The 17,441-nt window shown below is 71.7% G+C and carries 15 protein-coding genes and 1 riboswitch; of the genes, 9 read left to right on the top strand and 6 right to left on the bottom strand.

Going from position 1 to position 17,441, the window contains the following annotated elements; translation table 11 throughout:
* The 3 genes from QRN89_RS24375 to QRN89_RS24385 are packed head-to-tail and all read left to right on the top strand — an operon-like array spanning position 1 to position 2,670.
* On the top strand, positions 1–744 hold the full coding sequence (locus QRN89_RS24375; protein WP_290351513.1) for an ABC transporter permease: 744 nt from the start codon (positions 1–3) through the stop codon (positions 742–744).
* Between the two features lie 56 nt (positions 745–800).
* A complete protein-coding gene (locus QRN89_RS24380) occupies positions 801–2,039 on the top strand; it encodes a sensor histidine kinase (protein ID WP_290351514.1) in 1,239 nt (412 codons plus the stop codon).
* Complete coding sequence (locus QRN89_RS24385; protein WP_290351515.1) at positions 2,032–2,670, top strand: response regulator; 639 nt, start codon at positions 2,032–2,034, stop codon at positions 2,668–2,670. The genes QRN89_RS24380 and QRN89_RS24385 overlap by 8 nt, the downstream gene beginning before the upstream one ends.
* A 547-nt stretch (positions 2,671–3,217) precedes the next feature.
* On the opposite strand, the gene glgX is transcribed toward QRN89_RS24385, so the two are convergent.
* Positions 3,218–5,488: a glycogen debranching protein GlgX gene (glgX, locus tag QRN89_RS24390; protein ID WP_290351516.1), complete on the bottom strand. Its 2,271-nt coding sequence runs from the start codon at positions 5,486–5,488 to the stop codon at positions 3,218–3,220.
* A 201-nt stretch (positions 5,489–5,689) separates the two neighbouring features.
* On the opposite strand from glgX, the gene QRN89_RS24395 reads away from it, so the two are divergent.
* From QRN89_RS24395 to QRN89_RS24415, 5 genes are all read left to right on the top strand, one after another.
* On the top strand, positions 5,690–6,940 hold the full coding sequence (locus tag QRN89_RS24395) for a L,D-transpeptidase (RefSeq protein ID WP_290351517.1): 1,251 nt from the start codon (positions 5,690–5,692) through the stop codon (positions 6,938–6,940).
* A 174-nt stretch (positions 6,941–7,114) separates the two neighbouring features.
* A complete protein-coding gene (locus QRN89_RS24400) occupies positions 7,115–8,365 on the top strand; it encodes a L,D-transpeptidase (RefSeq protein WP_290351518.1) in 1,251 nt (416 codons plus the stop codon).
* 82 nt (positions 8,366–8,447) lie between these two features.
* On the top strand, positions 8,448–9,215 hold the full coding sequence (locus QRN89_RS24405) for an enoyl-CoA hydratase/isomerase family protein (RefSeq protein WP_290351519.1): 768 nt from the start codon (positions 8,448–8,450) through the stop codon (positions 9,213–9,215).
* A gap of 262 nt (positions 9,216–9,477) precedes the next feature.
* Complete coding sequence (locus QRN89_RS24410) at positions 9,478–9,993, top strand: ATP-binding protein (protein WP_290351520.1); 516 nt, start codon at positions 9,478–9,480, stop codon at positions 9,991–9,993.
* A gap of 471 nt (positions 9,994–10,464) precedes the next feature.
* The gene (locus tag QRN89_RS24415) at positions 10,465–11,637 is read left to right on the top strand and encodes a YncE family protein (protein WP_290351521.1); all 1,173 of its coding nucleotides are present in this window, start codon (positions 10,465–10,467) and stop codon (positions 11,635–11,637) included.
* A 15-nt stretch (positions 11,638–11,652) separates the two neighbouring features.
* Here QRN89_RS24415 and QRN89_RS24420 read toward each other — a convergent pair whose 3' ends face one another.
* Positions 11,653–12,291, bottom strand: coding sequence for a GNAT family N-acetyltransferase (locus QRN89_RS24420; protein WP_290351522.1), 639 nt, complete (start codon positions 12,289–12,291; stop codon positions 11,653–11,655).
* A gap of 94 nt (positions 12,292–12,385) precedes the next feature.
* On the opposite strand from QRN89_RS24420, the gene QRN89_RS24425 reads away from it, so the two are divergent.
* Entirely contained in the window at positions 12,386–12,601 is a 216-nt protein-coding gene (locus tag QRN89_RS24425; RefSeq protein WP_290351523.1) for an EF-hand domain-containing protein, read from the top strand.
* 88 nt (positions 12,602–12,689) lie between these two features.
* Here the strand turns inward: QRN89_RS24425 and QRN89_RS24430 are convergent, their stop codons facing one another.
* The 4 genes from QRN89_RS24430 to gcvT form a co-directional block, all read right to left on the bottom strand.
* Positions 12,690–14,060, bottom strand: coding sequence for an L-serine ammonia-lyase (locus QRN89_RS24430; protein WP_290351524.1), 1,371 nt, complete (start codon positions 14,058–14,060; stop codon positions 12,690–12,692).
* A 188-nt stretch (positions 14,061–14,248) separates the two neighbouring features.
* Positions 14,249–15,508: a serine hydroxymethyltransferase gene (gene glyA, locus QRN89_RS24435; RefSeq protein WP_290351525.1), complete on the bottom strand. Its 1,260-nt coding sequence runs from the start codon at positions 15,506–15,508 to the stop codon at positions 14,249–14,251.
* A 27-nt stretch (positions 15,509–15,535) separates the two neighbouring features.
* Positions 15,536–15,910, bottom strand: a complete 375-nt coding sequence (gcvH, locus tag QRN89_RS24440) for a glycine cleavage system protein GcvH (protein WP_093653449.1) — start codon at positions 15,908–15,910, stop codon at positions 15,536–15,538.
* 55 nt (positions 15,911–15,965) lie between these two features.
* Entirely contained in the window at positions 15,966–17,081 is a 1,116-nt protein-coding gene (gene gcvT, locus QRN89_RS24445) for a glycine cleavage system aminomethyltransferase GcvT (protein WP_290351526.1), read from the bottom strand.
* A 160-nt stretch (positions 17,082–17,241) separates the two neighbouring features.
* Positions 17,242–17,339: riboswitch (glycine riboswitch) on the bottom strand.
* Between the last annotated feature and the right edge of the window lie 102 nt (positions 17,340–17,441).

Genomic DNA, 17,441 nt, shown 5'->3' on the forward strand with positions numbered 1-17,441 from the left:
ATGCCGTCCGCCGCAGCCGCCGTCCTGAGGACCGAGTCGCGCCTGTTCGCCCGCGAACCCGGCAGCCTCTTCTGGATCCTCGTCTTCCCGTCCGCCCTGCTTCTGATCATCGGCCTGGTGCCGTCCTTCCGGGAGGTGTCCGCCGAGCTCGGCGGCCGCCGCGTCGTCGATCTGTACGTGCCCGTCGCCGTGCTCCTCGGCACGATCACGGCGGGGCTGCAGGCCATGCCGCCCGTCCTCACCGGCTACCGGGAACGGGGCGTCCTGCGCAGGATGGCGACCACGCCGGTGCGCCCGGCCGCGCTGCTCACCGCACAGCTCGTCCTGCACGGAGCCGCGTCCCTGCTCTCGGCGCTGCTCGCGGTCGCCGTCGGCCGCGTCGCCCACGGGGTGGAGCTCCCGGGACAGCCCGCCGGCTACCTCCTCGCCCTCCTCCTCACGACGACCGCGGCGCTCGCGCTCGGCGCGACCGTGTGCGCGGTGTCCCGCACCCAGAAGATCGCCACGGCGATCGGCTCGGCCGTGTTCTTCCCGGCGATGTTCACCGCCGGGGTGTGGGTGCCGGTGCAGGCCATGCCGGAGGCCCTGCGGCGGGTCGTCGAACTCACCCCCTTCGGGGCGGCGTCCGGGGCGCTCGACCGTGCGGCGGCCGGCGGCTGGCCGGGCTGGGCCGCCGTCGGGATCACCGCGGTGTGGACGGCCGCGCTGACCGCCGCCGCGGTTCGCTGGTTCCGCTGGGAGTGACCGTGGGCGCGGAGGGACCGCGGCGTGGGAACCGACGGGTGCGGGAGACTGGGCGCATGACCGCCGCCGAACAGCGCTGGGAGCAGTTCTTCCGCTACGGCCCCTACCTCCTGCTCGGCCTCTCCTCCTCCCTCGCGGCCGCCACCGCCCGGCCGTTGATGACGCGCGCCGAGCTGTACGGGGCCGCGGCCGTGCTCCCGGCGGCGCTCGTCCACGAGTTGTGGTGGAGCCGCACCAGGGACGGGCTGCCCGAGTTCGCCCCGGCAGGCCGGATCCACTACGCGGTACGCACCGTCCTCGCCGCGGTCCTCACCTGGCTCAACCCGTTCTTCGCCGTGTACGCGGTCCTCGGCTACTTCGACGCCGGCGCGCTCCTGCCGCGCCGCTGGGCCTACGCCGGGCTGGTCGCCACGGCGGTGACCATGGCCGGTTCCCAGTCCGGCGGGCTGCCGCCGGCGTCGGCCACGAACTGGATGGCGTTCGGCGCGCTGTTCGTCCTCAACGCGTTCCTCGCCCTCGTCTTCGCCCGGATCGCCGTCGAGGAGGCCGAGGCCGCGAAGCAGAAGGCCGCCACGATCGCCGAGCTCGAGCGCACCAACGCCCGTCTGGAACAGGCTCTCGACGAGAACGCGGGTCTGCACGCCCAACTCGTCGTCCAGGCCCGGGAGGCCGGCGTCGCCGACGAGCGACGCCGGCTCGCCGCGGAGATCCACGACACCATCGCCCAAGGGCTGACCGGCATCGTCGCGCAGCTCCAGGTGGTCACCGCCACGGACGACCCGGACGTGGCACGCACCCACGCGGAGCGTGCCGCCGCCCTGGCCCGCGCCGCCCTGGGCGAGGCGCGGCGGTCGGTGCAGAACCTCGCGCCGTCCGCCCTCGCCCACGACGAACTGCCCCGGGCACTGGAGAAGACCGTGGACGAGTGGTCCCGGCGCAGTGGCGTGACCGCCCGGTTCACGGTCACCGGCGCGGTGGAGCCGCTGCACGACGAGGTCGCCGCCACGCTGCTGCGGATAGCCCAGGAAGCCCTCGCCAACACCGCCCGGCACGCCCGCGCCGAACGCGCCGGCGTGACCCTGTCCTACATGGGGGACGAAGTGACGCTCGACGTCCGCGACGACGGGAGCGGCTTCGACCCGTGCGCGCTGCCCGCCCGGACCCGCACCAACGGCTTCGGCCTGGACGGCATGCGCCACCGGGCGGCCCGTATCGCCGGCACGGTGTCCGTCGAGTCCGAACCGGGCGGCGGCACGGCGGTGTCGGCTCGCGTACCGTTGGTGCGCCATGGCTGACGCCACCATCTCCGTGCTGATCGTCGACGACCATCCCGTCGTACGGGACGGGCTGCGCGGCATGTTCGAGTCCGCGGCCGGCTTCGCGGTGCTCGGCGAGGCCGCCGACGGCGTCGAGGGGGTCGCGCTGGCCGAGCGGCTGGACCCCGACGTGGTGCTGATGGACCTGCGGATGCCGGGCGGCGGCGGGGTGGAGGCCATCGCCGAATTGGCCAGGCGCGGTGCCCGTACGAAGGTCCTCGTCCTCACCACCTACGACACCGACGCGGACACGCTGCCCGCGATCGAGGCGGGGGCGACCGGCTACCTCCTCAAGGACGCCCCGCGCGAGGAACTGTTCACGGCGGTCCGCGCCGCCGCCGAGGGCCGCACCGTCCTGTCCCCGGCGGTCGCCTCCCGGCTGGTCTCCCGCGTCCGCAACCCGGCGCCGCGCGACGAACCGCTCAGCGCCCGGGAACGCGAGGTGCTGGTCCTGGTCGCCCGGGGGACCTCGAACCGGGAGATCGCCGCCGAACTCTTCATCAGCGAGGCCACGGTGAAGACCCACCTCACCCACATCTACGGCAAACTCGCCGTCAAGGACCGGGCGTCGGCGGTGGCGGCGGCGTACGACCGCGGCATCCTCGGCTGACGCCCGTCCGCCGCCGGCGTTCTCGGCCGGCGCCGTATGCGCGCGGGCGTGCTCGGCTGACGCCGTACGCGCGCCATCCTCGGTCGGCGCCGTATGCGCGCGGCGTTATCGGTCGGCCTACGTGCGCGGGCGTTCTCGGCCGGCGCCGTACGACCGCGGCATCCTCGGCCGACACCGCACGCGGGAGTACGGCCGGGACGGCCGCATGCCGCCGCCGCCCGCCGTGGGCGGGGCGTCCGCCCGAGGCCGTCACGTCGTGCGCCTTGCGGTGCCGCTCCCACGACGCGAGGCACGGCGCGAGGCGCGGCGCGCTGTCGGGGCAGCCGTCCCGCGGCCGCGCCGGCCGCCTGCTGCGCCGCTCGGCACCCGCCGACGCGAGGCCGCCTCGCGCGAACGCCGGGCGCCGCCGTACGCACGAAGCCTCGTCGGCCGCCCCGCAGCACCCGGCCGTCACGTGCCGCCCATCCGGTCGCGCGACGGCGCGGGCCCGCCCCGTCGCCGGGCAGCGGATGAGCCCGGTCCGGCGCGTACGGGCCGCACCGCGGCCTCAGTCTCCGTCGCGCACCCGCAGCAGCAGCACCGACCGCGCCGGCACCGTGATGCCTTCCCCGCCCCGGTGGACCGTTCCCGGTGCCGCCGACTGGTCCTCCAGCGAGGTGTCGACGACCAGCTCGTACTCCTCCGCCCACGGCGGCCCCGGCAGCTGGAAGTCCGTCGCCCGGCCGGCCGCGTGCAGGATCGTCAGAAAGCTGTCGTCGGCGACCTGTGCGCCACGGGCGTCCCGGCCCGGGATGTCCCGGCCGGACAGGAAGAGCGCCAGCGTGGAGGAAGGGGCGTACCAGTCCTGCTCGGTCATCTCCGTGCCGCGCGCCGTGAACCAGGCCAGGTCGCGCAGACCGTCGGCGGTCTGCGGCCGGCCGGAGAAGAACGCCCTGCGCCGCAGCACCGGGTGCGCGCCGCGCAGTGCGAGCAGCCGGGAGGTGAGGGCCAGCAGCCCGGCCGGCCCCGGCCGGTCCGGCAACGACCAGTCGAGCCAGCCGGTCTCGTTGTCCTGGCAGTAGGCGTTGTTGTTGCCGCCCTGCGTGCGGCCCATCTCGTCACCCGCGACCAGCATCGGCACACCCGTGGACAGCAGCAGCGTGGTGAGCAGATTGCGGATCTGCCGCCGGCGCAGGGCGTTGACCTCGGGGTCGTCCGTCTCGCCCTCCGCGCCGCAGTTCCAGGCGCGGTTGTCGTCCGTGCCGTCCCGGTTGCCCTCGCCGTTCGCCTCGTTGTGCTTGCGCTCGTAGCTGACCAGGTCGCGCAGGGTGAAGCCGTCGTGGGCGGTGACGAAGTTGACCGAGGCGTACGGCCGCCGTCCACCCCAGGCGTACAGGTCGCTGGAGCCCGACACCCGGTAGCCCAGGTCCCGCAGATCGGGCAGCGCGCCGCGCCAGAAGTCCCGCACCGCGTCCCGGTAGCGGTCGTTCCACTCCGTCCACAGCGGCGGGAACGCACCGACCTGGTAGCCGCCGCTGCCGACGTCCCACGGTTCGGCGATCAGCTTCACCCGGCGCAGCACCGGGTCCTGGGCGATCACGGCGAGGAACGGGGACAGCATGTCGACGTCGTGCATCGAGCGGGCGAGGGCGGCCGCCAGGTCGAAGCGGAAGCCGTCCACGCCCATCTCCGTGACCCAGTAGCGCAGCGAGTCGGTGATGAGCCGCAGCACCTGCGGCTGGACCACGTGCAGAGTGTTGCCGCAGCCGGTGTAGTCGGCGTAGCGGCGTGCGTCGGGCTGCAGCCGGTAGTAGCCGCGGTTGTCGATGCCCTTGAGGCTGAGCGTCGGACCGAGCTCGCCGGCCTCCGCCGTGTGGTTGTAGACCACGTCGAGGATGACCTCGATGCCGGCCTCGTGCAGGGCGCGCACCATCCGCTTGAACTCGCCGACCTGCTGCCCGGCGGTCCCGGACGCGCTGTAGCCGGCGTGCGGAGCGAAGTAGCCGATCGAGTTGTAGCCCCAGTAGTTCCTGAGGCCCCGCCGCAGCAGATGGTCCTCGTGCGCGAACTGGTGCACCGGCAGCAGCTCGACCGCCGTCACCCCGAGCCGTACGAGGTGGCCGATCGCCGCCGGGTGGGCGAGGCCCGCGTACGTGCCGCGCAGTTCCGGCGGGATGCCGGGGTGCAGCCTGGTGAAGCCGCGCACGTGCAGTTCGTAGATGACGGAGTCCGCCCACGGCGTCTTCGGCCGGCGGTCGTCGGCCCATTCGTCGTCCGGCGCGTCCTCGTGGACGACCACGCCCTTCGGGAGGTACGGGGCCGAGTCCCGGTCGTCGCGCACGGTGTCCGCGACGTGCTGCTGCGGCCAGTCGCGGACGTGTCCGTACACCTCCGGCGGCAGCGCGTACTCACCGTCGACCGCCCGGGCGTACGGGTCGAGCAGCAGCTTCGCCGGGTTCCAGCGGGCGCCGGTCCACGGGTCCCACCGGCCGTGCACCCGGAAGCCGTACCGCTGCCCCGCTCCGACGCCGGGCACGAAACCGTGCCAGATCTCGTGGGTGAGCTCGGTGAGCGGCAGCCGTACCTCCGCTCCCGACTCGTCGAAGAGGCAGAGCTCCACTGCCTCGGCGCCGCCCGCCCACAGGGCGAAGTTGGTGCCCGCGACCCCGTCGGGGCCGACCCGGTACCGGGCGCCCAGCGGGGTCGGCGCCCCTGGCCAGACCGGGGGAGCGGAGCGGCCCGCCACCCTCGGCCGCCCGTTCAGGGCCGGGCTCGGCCCCGGGGCGGGAAGGGGCCGCTCCCCTTCCCGTACCGCCTCCTGCTCGGCTGCGCTCGACACCTGTCGGCCTCCCGCGGCTCGTCGGGCCCGCGCGGCTCCCGCCCACGGCGTCCCGGCCGTGGCTCCCCGCGTGTGGTCCTCCCACCATTTCTTCCCGACGCCGCGCTGCTCCCAACATGACCCGGTCCGACGTTTCCCCAGGAGGGTGGCCGTCGTTGGGCGGGACGTGCTGTGTCTCTGCGACCCCACGAGGTGGACTCTGTGAGCAACGCGGTGAGGCGGACGAGGGCCACGCTGGCCGTCGCCGTGCTGTGGACGGGACTGCTGGCCGGGCTGACCGGCTGCACCGGCGGAGCCGCCGGGAGTACCGGCGTCGATCCGGGCACCGGCGGCGACAAACCCCGGGCGCCCGGCGACGTCATCCGGATCACTCCGGCGGACGGCGCCAGGGCCGTGCCCGCGGACGGCCGGCTGGAAGTGGCGCTGTCGGGCGGGCGGCTGGAGCGGGTCAGGGTCACCCGGATCGAGACCGCGCAGCCCGCCGACGTCCCGGGTGCCGTCTCCCCGGACGGACTGACCTGGCGTCCGAAGCCCGGCACCCGGCTCGAGCTGGCGGCCAAGTACAGCGTCGACGCGGTGGCGCTGGACGCCCACGGCCGCCGCTCCGCACGGCACACGACCTTCACCACCGTCGTGCCCGACCACCGGTTCATCGGCTACTTCACCCCGGAGAACCGCTCCACGGTGGGCATCGGAATGATCGTCTCGTTCGACTTCAACCGCGGGATCAGGAACCGCGCGGCCGTCGAGCGGGCCATCCGCATCACCTCCGTTCCGCCCGTGGAGGTCGTGGGCCACTGGTTCGACGCGGAGCGGCTCGACTTCCGCCCGCGCGAGTACTGGAAGCCCGGCACCAAGGTCACCGTCGACATGCGGCTGCGCGACGTCGAGGGTGCGTCCGGCGTGTACGGCATCCAGCGCAAGACCGTCCGCTTCACCGTCGGCAGGTCCCAGATCTCCTTGGTCGACGCCCGCGAGCGGACCATGGAGGTGCGCCGGGACGGCCGGCTGCTGACGACGCTGCCGGTCACCACGGGGGGCAGGAAGACCCGGACGTACAACGGCCGGATGGTCGTCAGCGAGATGCACGACGTCACCCGCATGAACGGCGCGACGGTCGGCTTCACCGACGACGACGGAAAGAGCGAGTACGACATCAAGGACGTGCCGCACGCGATGCGGCTCACCACGTCGGGCACCTTCCTGCACGGCAACTACTGGGCCGACCCGGCGGTCTTCGGCATGCGGAACGTCAGCCACGGCTGCATCGGGCTGCGCGACGAGAAGGGCGGCAGCCAGGACTCCCCGGCGGGCTGGTTCTTCGACCGGACGCTCATCGGCGACGTGGTGGAAGTGGTCAACTCCCCGGACCGGACGGTCGACCCGTGGAACGGGCTGAGCGGCTGGAACATGGGCTGGACGGCGTGGAAGGCCGGTTCCGCGCTGCAGTGAGCCGCCCCTCCGCATGACCGGCACGTCCACCGGGCAGATTTGCGACTGAACGGTGACATTTGCGAGAAGCCCCAGCGACCTGCGGTGTGATTATCTATCGCAGTGCGCGCCGCTCGAGCGCGTGGGGGTGCGGGCCCTGGCGAGACCGGGCCGTGCGAGGGGAGACAACTGATCGTGAACGGGCAGCCGATATCGGGGGCATCGGTCCGGACGGGCCGGCGACGCGGACGCACCGCGCTGCCGGCCCTCGCCATGGGCGCGATGCTGCTGTTGGTGTCCGCCTGCGGGGGCGGCGACGACTCCGACCGCGCGAGCGGGGGCGACAAGGGCGCCAAGGACGGCGGCAAGGTCGGCACGGCCGCCTCGCAGGCGGTCGTGACCATCGCGCCCAAGGACGGCGCGAAGTCGGTCGCCACGAGCGGCGCGCTCAAGGTCAGCGCCGACAAGGGCAAGCTGACCGAGGTCGCCGTCAAGGACGACAAGGGCAACGCGGTCGAGGGGAAGATCGCCGCCGGCGGCGCGAGCTGGGAGCCGCTGCAGCACCTCGCCTCGGCGACCAAGTACAAGGTGCACGCGGTCGCCAAGGACTCCGAGGGCCGTGAGTCCGCGAAGGACACGACCTTCACCACCCTCGTCCCCAAGAACACCTTCGTGGGCCACTACACCCCCGAGAACGGTTCCACGGTCGGCGTCGGCATGCCCGTCTCCATCAACTTCACCCGCGGCATCACCAACCCCGAGGCCGTCGAGAAGGCCATCAAGGTCACCGCCGAGCCGGCGGTGCCGGTCGAGGGCCACTGGTTCGGCAACGACCGCCTGGACTTCCGTCCCGAGAAGTACTGGGCGGCGGGCACCAAGGTGACGGTCCGGCTCAACCTGGACGGCGTCGAGGGCCGGCCCGGTGTGTACGGCAAGCAGGCCAAGACGGTCTCCTTCACCATCGGCCGCAGCCAGGTCTCCACGGTCGACGCGAAGGCCCACACCATGAAGGTCGTGCGCGACGGCAAGCTCGTGAAGACGATCCCGATCACCGCGGGCGCCCCGTCGACCACGACGTACAACGGCCAGATGGTCATCAGCGAGAAGTACAAGGTGACGCGGATGAACGGCGCCACCGTGGGCTTCGGCGGCGAGTACGACATCAAGGACGTGCCACACGCGATGCGCCTGTCGACGTCCGGCACGTTCATGCACGGCAACTACTGGGCCTCCCGCGGCACCTTCGGCTCGGCGAACGTCAGCCACGGCTGCGTCGGTCTGCGTGACGTGCGCGGTGCCTACGACAGCGGTACGCCGGCGGCCTGGATGTACAACAACTCGATCATCGGCGACGTGGTCGTCGTGAAGAACTCCAAGGACAAGCAGATCGCCCCGGACAACGGCCTGAACGGCTGGAACATGTCCTGGGCGGAGTGGACCGAGTAGTCCCGCGACGACACGACGAGGGCCCGGCGCTGTGACGGACGGCACCGGGCCCCTCGGCGTTAACGGGGGCTAACCTCCCCGTATGACAGTCACTCTCGAAGTCTCCGAAGGCGTCGGCACCATCCGCCTGGACCGCCCCCCGATGAACGCCCTGGACATCGCCACCCAGGACCGGCTGCGCGAACTGGCCGCCGAGGCGACCGACCGCGACGACGTGCGGGCCGTGGTCCTCTACGGCGGGGAGAAGGTGTTCGCGGCGGGCGCGGACATCAAGGAGATGCAGGTGATGGACCACACCGCGATGGTGAAGCGGTCGAAGGCCCTGCAGGACTCGTTCACCGCCGTCGCCCGCATCCCCAAGCCCGTCGTCGCGGCCGTGACCGGCTACGCCCTCGGCGGCGGCTGCGAACTGGCGCTGTGCGCCGACTACCGGATCGCGGCGGACAACGCCCGGCTGGGCCAGCCGGAGATCCTGCTCGGGCTGATCCCGGGCGCGGGCGGCACCCAGCGGCTGGCCCGGCTCGTGGGCCCGTCCAAGGCCAAGGACCTCATCTTCACCGGCCGCCATGTGAAGGCCGACGAGGCGCTGGCCATCGGGCTGGTCGACCGGGTCGTACCGGCCGCCGAGGTCCACGGGCAGGCGCACGCCTGGGCCGCGAAGCTGGCCCAGGGGCCGGCGCTGGCGCTGCGGGCGGCCAAGGAGTCCGTCGACGCCGGACTCGAGACGGACATCGACACGGGCCTGGCGATCGAACGCAACTGGTTCGCGGGCCTGTTCGCGACCGAGGACCGCGAGCGGGGCATGCGGAGCTTCGTCGAGGAGGGCCCGGGCAAGGCCAAGTTCGTCTGAACTGCCCCCGAGGGGAGCGGGATTGGACACCGTAGCCCCTTGCGTCAACCTCGCGAGTGCCTTGATCGAACCTTGAGGGAACCTTGAGGCGCCGCCGGTCGCCGCTCTTGGCGATCATGTGTAAGCGGTGCGTCACCGCAGGTCAGTTGGGCTGTGAGGACCCTCCGAATGCCGTAGGCATATGCCAAATCGGTACCCCGGGGCCCTGTTCCCCGGGGTACCGATTCCTCCGGAACGGTCACGGGAGGTCGTCCGGGCGGCCATGATGGGGGGCATGGCGGGGCTGGAAGGTGTGGAACAACCGCGGGCGCGCGGCGGTGCGACCGCCGCGCGGTGGACGCCGGCAGTCGACGACGAGCGGGCGCTCGAGGCCGTCGAGCTGTTCGGCAATCCGACGGAGGGCGAGGTCGAACTGCCGTCGCGCCCCGAATCCGCGGCCACCGCACGCAGGCTGACGCAGTGTGTGGTGCTCCGTCAGTGGGCGCTCTCGCCGCAGACCGCCGAGCACGCGATCCTGCTGGTCTCCGAGCTCGTGGGCAACGCGGTGCGGCACACCGGGGCGCGGGTGTTCGGGCTCCGGATGCTGCGCCGGCGCGGCTGGATCCGCATCGAGGTGCGGGACCCCTCGCGCGGGCTGCCCTGTCTGCTGCCGGTCCATGAGCTCGACACCAGCGGACGCGGGCTCTTCCTGGTCGACAAGCTCTCCGACAGGTGGGGTGTGGATCTGCTCCCGCGCGGCAAGACCACCTGGTTCGAGATGCGCATCGCCGACCGCTGAGGGCCTCTTCCCGCGGTGCCCGCCGGCTGCGGCCCGCGGGCCTCCGAGGCCGGGAAGCACGAAGACCCCCTGTGCCGTCGTGGCACCGAGGGGGCTCCGTGTGGGTGCGGGCGTGGACGGGGTGGGGTGTATCCGCGCTGCCGCTCTTCTGGACGACCTGGCCCGGGTCAATGGGGGTCGTGCGACCGACTATGGCAGACATCCGGCCATCCGCCAAGGCGGCATTTCGGGCAAATTTGTGCATTCAGGTGCAATGCAACATTGAATCAAAGGTGAACTCGGCCACCTGCCTGGCAAACGATGAATAAATATGGGGCCGACTGAGTGAACCTTCGAGTCGGGGATGTCTCGGCGTGTGTCGGACAACGGGCCCGAATCATGCCCGTCGTTATTTTTCGTCGGCATCGCACCTGCCGCGCGGGCACGGATCGCCCGCGGTGCCGAAGGTGCCGACCACGGAGCTGCCGACTGATGCTGCACCTCACCAAGCGATCCCTGCCGCTCCTCGCGACCGCCCTGCTCGCGGCCCTCGGCGCCGGCTGCGAGGCGTCCACCGAGAAGCAGGGGGCACGGACCACGCCGCCGGTCCGCACACGGGACGCCGGCGTACCCATGGGGCTGCCCGGCATGCCGCCGCTCCTCGACCCCAGGGACGTCTACGCCGCCGACCGTCCCGGCCGGCTCTCACCGGTCGTGCGGGACTTCCCGTCCCGGGTCTACGTGCCCAACACCAACTCCAACACCGTCTCGGTCATCGACCCGGCCACCTTCACCGTCGTCGAGACGATCCCGGTGGGCGTCCAGCCGCAGCACGTCGTCCCCTCCTGGGACCTGAGGACCCTGTGGGTGAACAACAACAGGGGCCACACCCTCACCCCCATCGACCCGGCCACCGGGGTCGCCGGCCGGCCGGTGGACGTCCACGACCCGTACAACCTCTACTTCACGCCCAACGGCCGCTACGCGGTCGTCATGGCCTCCATGGACCGGGAGCTGGTCTTCCGCGACCCGCACACCATGCGCACCCTCAAGACCACGCCGGTCACCTGCTACGGCGTCAACCACGCGGACTTCTCCGCGGACGGCCGGTACTTCATCGTCTCCTGCGAGTTCTCCGGCGAACTGCTCAAGGTCGACACGGAGAGCATGGAGGTGATCGGCCAGCAGAAACTGCCGTTCGGCGGCGCCATGCCGCAGGACGTGAAGCTCTCGCCGGACGGCAGGACCTTCTACGTCGCGGACATGGTCGCCGACGGCATGTGGGTGCTCGACGGCGACCGGTTCACCACACCGAACCTGCTGCCCACCGGCAAGGGCTGCCACGGCCTGTACGTCAGCCGCGACTCCCGGGAGATGTACGTCACCAACCGGGGCGAGGGCTCGGTCTCGGTCTTCGACTTCACCCAGGACCGGCTGACGAAGAAGTGGCGGCTGCCGAACGGGGGTTCCCCGGACATGGGCGGTGTCTCCGCCGACGGCAGGGTGCTGTGGCTGTCCGGGCGCTACCACTCCGAGGTGTACGCGATCGACACCACGACCGGGGAACAGCTCGCCCGCATCCCCGTCGGCAGCGGCCCCCACGGCCTCGCCGTCTACCCCCAGCCCGGCCGCTACTCCCTGGGGCACACCGGCGTCTTCCGCTGACCCGGTGCGCCGCGGTCACCCGGCCACGAGCAGGGCCTCCGAGCCCACCGGCCGGTAGCCCGCCTGCTGGAACGTCCGTACGCTGCGGGCGTTCCCGGGCGACTGCTGGGCCCAGACGTGCGTGCCGGGCACCAGATGGCGTGCCGCGACGGCGAGTCGCACCCCCAGTCCGGCGCCGCGCGCCGCCAGGTCGACCTCGATCGCGGCCTCCCACCGCCCGGCCACGCCCCGGCCCAGGACCAGCACACCGCCGTCCGCGGCCCACACCCGCACGTCGTCACGGAACTTCAGCGCCCGTGCCACCCGGGGATGGTCCGGATCGGCGATCTCCCGCAGCTCCAGTTCGGGTTCGCCGGGCCGGGCGGCGGCGACCGTGAGCAGGTCGATGGTGTTCATCGAGCGGCCTGTCCTCGTCATCAGCGCGTGCAGGAAGCCGGGGTTCATGCTCGCCGCGAGCGGGTCGCTCGCGGCCGCGGTCAGCGCCTCGCGCACCCATGCCGGGTCCTCGTCCGTGAACACCACCGAGTGCGCGGTGAAGGCCAGCACACCGGCGTCCCGGCCACTGGGCTGGGGAACGATCGTGGTGCCGCCGTCCGGCGGCGGGAACTCGCCCCGCGCCGCCGCCTCCAGGATCCGTGCCACCGCGTCGCTCATGCCCCCATCGTCCCCGACGGCCCCCGGCACCCGGATCGCCGCCCCCGCCGATAATCTGGCCTGCGTCAGTAATGCACCAAGAAGGGGTGGATCTGTGGCGGACATCGAGTCGGCACGCAAGGCCTTCGATCGATTCGACCTGAACGGCGACGGGCTGATCTCGGCCGCCGAGTACAAGAGCGCCATGGCGCAGCTGGGCGACTTCCACGTGACCGAGACGGTCGCCGAGGCCGTCATCAGGACCAAGGACGGCAACGGCGACGGTCTGCTGACCTTCGACGAGTTCTGGGCCGCGCTGAACCAGGCCTGACACCGCCGTACCCGGACCGCGGACGGCGCACCGGGTACGACGAAGGCCCCCGGCAGAGCCGGGGGCCTTCCCTGTCTCCGCCGCGCGCTCAGCACTCGATGATGTTCACCGCGAGCCCGCCGCGCGCCGTCTCCTTGTACTTGACCGACATGTCCGCGCCGGTGTCCTTCATGGTCTTGATGACCTTGTCGAGGGAGACCTTGTGGCTGCCGTCGCCGCGCAGGGCCATACGGGCGGCGGTGACGGCCTTCACCGCGGCCATGCCGTTGCGCTCGATGCAGGGGATCTGGACGAGGCCGCCGACCGGGTCGCAGGTGAGGCCCAGGTTGTGCTCCATGCCGATCTCCGCGGCGTTCTCCACCTGCTCCGGGGAGCCGCCCATCACCTCGGCGAGCGCGCCCGCCGCCATCGAGCAGGCCGAGCCGACCTCGCCCTGGCAGCCGACCTCGGCGCCGGAGATCGAGGCGTTCTCCTTGAAGAGCATGCCGATCGCGCCGGCCGCGAGCAGGAAGCGGACCACGCCCTCCTCGTCGGCTCCGGGAACGAAGTTCATGTAGTAGTGCAGGACCGCCGGGATGATGCCCGCTGCGCCGTTCGTCGGGGCCGTCACGACACGGCCGCCTGCCGCGTTCTCCTCGTTCACGGCCATCGCGTAGAGCGTGATCCACTCCATCGCCAGCGCCTGCGGGTCGCCCTCGGAGCGCAGCTTGCGCGCGGTGGTGGCGGCGCGGCGGCGGACCTTCAGCCCGCCCGGGAGGATGCCCTCGCGGGACATGCCGCGCGAGACGCAGGCCTGCATGACCCGCCAGATGTCCAGCAGCCCCTCGCGGATCTCGTCCTCGGTGCGCCAGGCCTTCTCGTTCTCCAGCATCAGCGAGGAGATCGACAGCCCCGTCTCGCGGGAGAGCCGCAGCAGCTCGTCACCCGTGCGGAACGGGTACTTCAGCACGGTGTCGTCCGGCACGATCGGGTTCTCGCCGGCCACCGCGTCCTCGTCGACGACGAAGCCGCCGCCCACCGAGTAGTACGTCTTCTCCAGCAGCGTCCCGCCCTCGGCGTCGTACGCCCACAGGGTCATGCCGTTCGCGTGGTACGGGAGCGCCTTGCGGCGGTGCAGGACGAGGTCCTCGTCGAAGTCGAAGTCGATCTCGTGCGCCCCGAGGAGCTTGATCCGCTTGTCGCTCCTGATCCGCTCGACCTCCTCGTCGGCGGTCTCGACGTCGACCGTCCGGGGCGAGCTGCCCTCCAGGCCCAGCAGGACCGCCTTGGGGGTGCCGTGGCCGTGGCCGGTCGCGCCCAGCGAGCCGTACAGCTCCGCGCGTATCGCCGCGGTGTGGGCCAGCATGCCCTCGTTCTTCAGCCGGCGGGCGAACATGGCGGCCGCCCTCATGGGGCCGACCGTGTGGGAGCTGGACGGCCCGATGCCGATCGAGAACAGGTCGAAGACCGAGATGGCCACGGGGGTACTCCTTGTGGGATGGCTGTGCTTTCCCGGGGGACGCGGTGTCCCTGTGCGGCTGTGCCGCGGGCCGGAACCCGGCCGTCGGGCCGGGCAGGAAGGCGCGGGTGTGCGCCGGGTGCACGGTGCGGGGCACCGCACTCACCGTCCGGTGTGCGCGGTGCCCCGTCGGTCGTGCTCAGGTCTGCTTACAGACCAGGGTAAAGGGGGTGCTTCGCGGCGAGCGCCGAGACGCGGGCCCCGAGGGCGTCCGCATCGTACGAGGGCTTGAGCACCTCGGCGATGACGTCGGCGACCTCGCGGAAGTCCTCGGCCCGGAAGCCGCGGGTGGCGAGAGCCGGCGTGCCGATCCGCAGACCCGAGGTGACCATCGGCGGGCGGGGGTCGTTCGGGATCGCGTTGCGGTTGACGGTGATGCCGACCTCGTGGAGCCGGTCCTCGGCCTGCTGACCGTCCAGCTCCGAGTGCCGCAGGTCCACCAGCACCAGGTGCACGTCCGTACCGCCGGACAGCACGGAGACGCCCACCTGCTTGACGTCGTCCTGCACCAGGCGCTCGGCGATGATCTTCGCGCCCTCCAGGGTGCGCTCCTGGCGCTCCTTGAACTCCTCCGAGGCCGCGACCTTGAAGGAGACCGCCTTGGCGGCGATCACGTGCTCCAGCGGGCCGCCCTGCTGACCCGGGAACACCGCGGAGTTGATCTTCTTGGCGAGCTCGGCGGTGGACAGGATCACGCCGCCGCGCGGACCGCCCAGCGTCTTGTGGGTGGTCGTGGTCACGACATGGGCGTGCGGCACCGGGTTCGGGTGCAGCCCGGCGGCCACGAGACCCGCGAAGTGCGCCATGTCGACCATCAGGTAGGCGCCGACCTCGTCCGCGATCCGCCGGAACGCGGCGAAGTCCAGCTGACGCGGGTACGCCGACCAGCCGGCCACGATCAGCTTCGGCTTGGACTCCTTGGCGAGCCGCTCGACCTCGGCCATGTCGACCTGGCCGGTGGCGTCGTCCACGTGGTAGGCGACCACGTTGTAGAGCTTGCCGGAGAAGTTGATCTTCATGCCGTGGGTCAGGTGCCCGCCGTGGGCGAGGTTCAGACCCATGATCGTGTCGCCCGGCTTGAGCAGCGCGAACATCGCCGCCGCGTTCGCCTGGGCGCCCGAGTGCGGCTGGACGTTCGCGTGCTCGGCGCCGAACAGCTCCTTGATGCGGTCGATGGCGATCTGCTCGACGACATCGACGTGCTCACAGCCGCCGTAGTAGCGGCGGCCGGGGTAGCCCTCGGCGTACTTGTTGGTGAGGACGGAGCCCTGCGCCTCCATGACGGCGACCGGAGCGAAGTTCTCCGACGCGATCATTTCCAGGGTGGACTGCTGACGGTGGAGCTCGGCGTCGACGGCGGCGGCGACGTCCGGGTCGAGCTCGTGGAGAGGGGTGTTGAGAAGCGACATCACGCGATCCCTAGGGTCGAGTCCTGGTCAGCTGGCGAAATCGGTGTACTCGGCGGCGGAGAGCAGGTCCTTCGGCTCCTCCGCGACCCGCACCTTGAACAGCCAGCCGCCCTCGAACGGGGCGGAGTTCACCAGCGACGGGTCGTCCACGACGTCCTGGTTGGCCTCGACGACCTCACCCGTCACCGGGGAGTACAGGTCGCTGACCGACTTGGTCGACTCCAGCTCGCCGCAGGTCTCGCCCGCGGTCACCGTGTCACCGACCTCCGGGAGCTGGACGTACACGACGTCGCCGAGGGCGTTCGCCGCGTGCTCCGTGATGCCGACCGTCGAGACGCCGTCCTCGGCGGCCGACAGCCACTCGTGCTCCTTGCTGTAGCGCAGCTGCTGGGGGTTGCTCATGACCTGAATTCTCCTGTACGCGAGGAAGTGCTGCTGATGGGGGATGCCGGAGTGACTACTTCTGGCGCTTGTAGAAGGGGAGCGCCACGACCTCGTACGGCTCATGAGTACCGCGGATGTCGACGCCGACGCCCTCGGTGCCGGGCGTGGCGTGCGCGGCGTCCACGTAGGCGATGGCGAGCGGCTTGCCGAGGGTCGGCGACGGGGCGCCGGAGGTGACCTCGCCGACGACCTCGCCGCCGGCGACGACCGCCATCCCGGCCCGCGGCACCCGGCGGCCCTGGGCGACCAGGCCGACCAGCTTGCGCGGCGGGTTCGCGGCGGCGCGCCCGGCGGCGGCCTCCAGGGCCTTGCGGCCGACGAAGTCGCCCTCCTTCTCGAACTTCACGACCCGGCCCAGACCGGCGTCGAAGGGGGTGAGCGACGTGGTCAGCTCGTGCCCGTACAGCGGCATGCCCGCCTCCAGGCGCAGCGTGTCACGGCAGGACAGGCCGCACGGTACGAGACCGGCCGGGGCGCCGGCCTCGGTCAGCGCCTTCCACAGGGTCTCCGCGTGACGGGGTTCGACGAACAGCTCGAAGCCGTCCTCGCCGGTGTAGCCGGTCCGGGCGATCAGGGCGGGGACGCCTGCCACGGTGCCGGGGAGGCCGGCGTAGTACTTCAGTCCGTCCAGGTCGGCGTCGGTGAGCGACTTGAGGATGCCGGGTGACTCGGGGCCCTGTACGGCGATGAGCGCATATGCGTCACGGTCGTCGCGTACAGCGGCGTCGAAGCCCTCGGCGCGCTCCGTGAGGGCGTCGAGGACGATCTGCGCGTTGGACGCGTTGGCGACGACCATGTACTCCGTGTCGCCGAGGCGGTACACGATCAGGTCGTCGAGGATGCCGCCGTCCTCCTGGCAGATCATCGTGTAGCGCGCGCGGCCGGTGGCGACGCCGCCGATGTTGCCGACCAGCGCGTAGTCCAGCAGGGCGGCGGCCTGCGGCCCGGTGACGGTGATCTCGCCCATGTGGGAGAGGTCGAAGAGACCGGCCTTCGTGCGGACGGCGTTGTGCTCGTCGCGCTCGCTCGCGTACCGCAGCGGCATGTCCCAGCCGGCGAAGTCGGTCATGGTCGCGCCCAGCGAGCGATGCAGGGCATCGAGGGCGGTGAGACGGGGGGCGTTGCTCATGGATGGGGCTCCCAGGGCATGACTGGCGAGGACGATCCTCCCCATCTGTCATCGAAACCTGAGAGGTTCATCACGACCACACGTAGCGGACCTACGCGCAGGACGCGACTTGCACCTTGGGTGGAACCGCAGGAGCTGCGGCTCGCTTTTCAGATCTGCCTCGTCGCGCGCGGTACGGGGCCTGAGAGATTCAAGGGAGGGACTTGCTCCTTCGGCGCCCGGCCCACACAGTGGCCAGGACTCTCCCGCGCGGATTCAAGCGGCCGGTATGCAGTTTGCGCGGACATCATTGCACGGGCGCTCTCGTCGGCAAATCACTTGTTGGTCATTACCTTTTCTTTAAGCTTCTTGGGCAGGGTC

It is taken from the genome of Streptomyces sp. HUAS CB01 (assembly GCF_030406905.1).
Lineage (GTDB): Bacteria > Actinomycetota > Actinomycetes > Streptomycetales > Streptomycetaceae > Streptomyces > Streptomyces chengbuensis.

Coding starts and splice junctions, on each gene's coding strand:
- QRN89_RS24375 (WP_290351513.1), top strand. CDS start 1: ATGCCGTCCGCCGCAGCCGCCGTCCTGAGGACCGAGTCGCGCCTGTTC.
- QRN89_RS24380 (WP_290351514.1), top strand. CDS start 801: ATGACCGCCGCCGAACAGCGCTGGGAGCAGTTCTTCCGCTACGGCCCC.
- QRN89_RS24385 (WP_290351515.1), top strand. CDS start 2,032: ATGGCTGACGCCACCATCTCCGTGCTGATCGTCGACGACCATCCCGTC.
- QRN89_RS24405 (WP_290351519.1), top strand. CDS start 8,448: ATGACAGTCACTCTCGAAGTCTCCGAAGGCGTCGGCACCATCCGCCTG.
- QRN89_RS24410 (WP_290351520.1), top strand. CDS start 9,478: ATGATGGGGGGCATGGCGGGGCTGGAAGGTGTGGAACAACCGCGGGCG.
- QRN89_RS24415 (WP_290351521.1), top strand. CDS start 10,465: ATGCTGCACCTCACCAAGCGATCCCTGCCGCTCCTCGCGACCGCCCTG.
- QRN89_RS24420 (WP_290351522.1), bottom strand. CDS start 12,291: ATGAGCGACGCGGTGGCACGGATCCTGGAGGCGGCGGCGCGGGGCGAG.
- glyA (WP_290351525.1), bottom strand. CDS start 15,508: ATGTCGCTTCTCAACACCCCTCTCCACGAGCTCGACCCGGACGTCGCC.
- gcvH (WP_093653449.1), bottom strand. CDS start 15,910: ATGAGCAACCCCCAGCAGCTGCGCTACAGCAAGGAGCACGAGTGGCTG.
- gcvT (WP_290351526.1), bottom strand. CDS start 17,081: ATGAGCAACGCCCCCCGTCTCACCGCCCTCGATGCCCTGCATCGCTCG.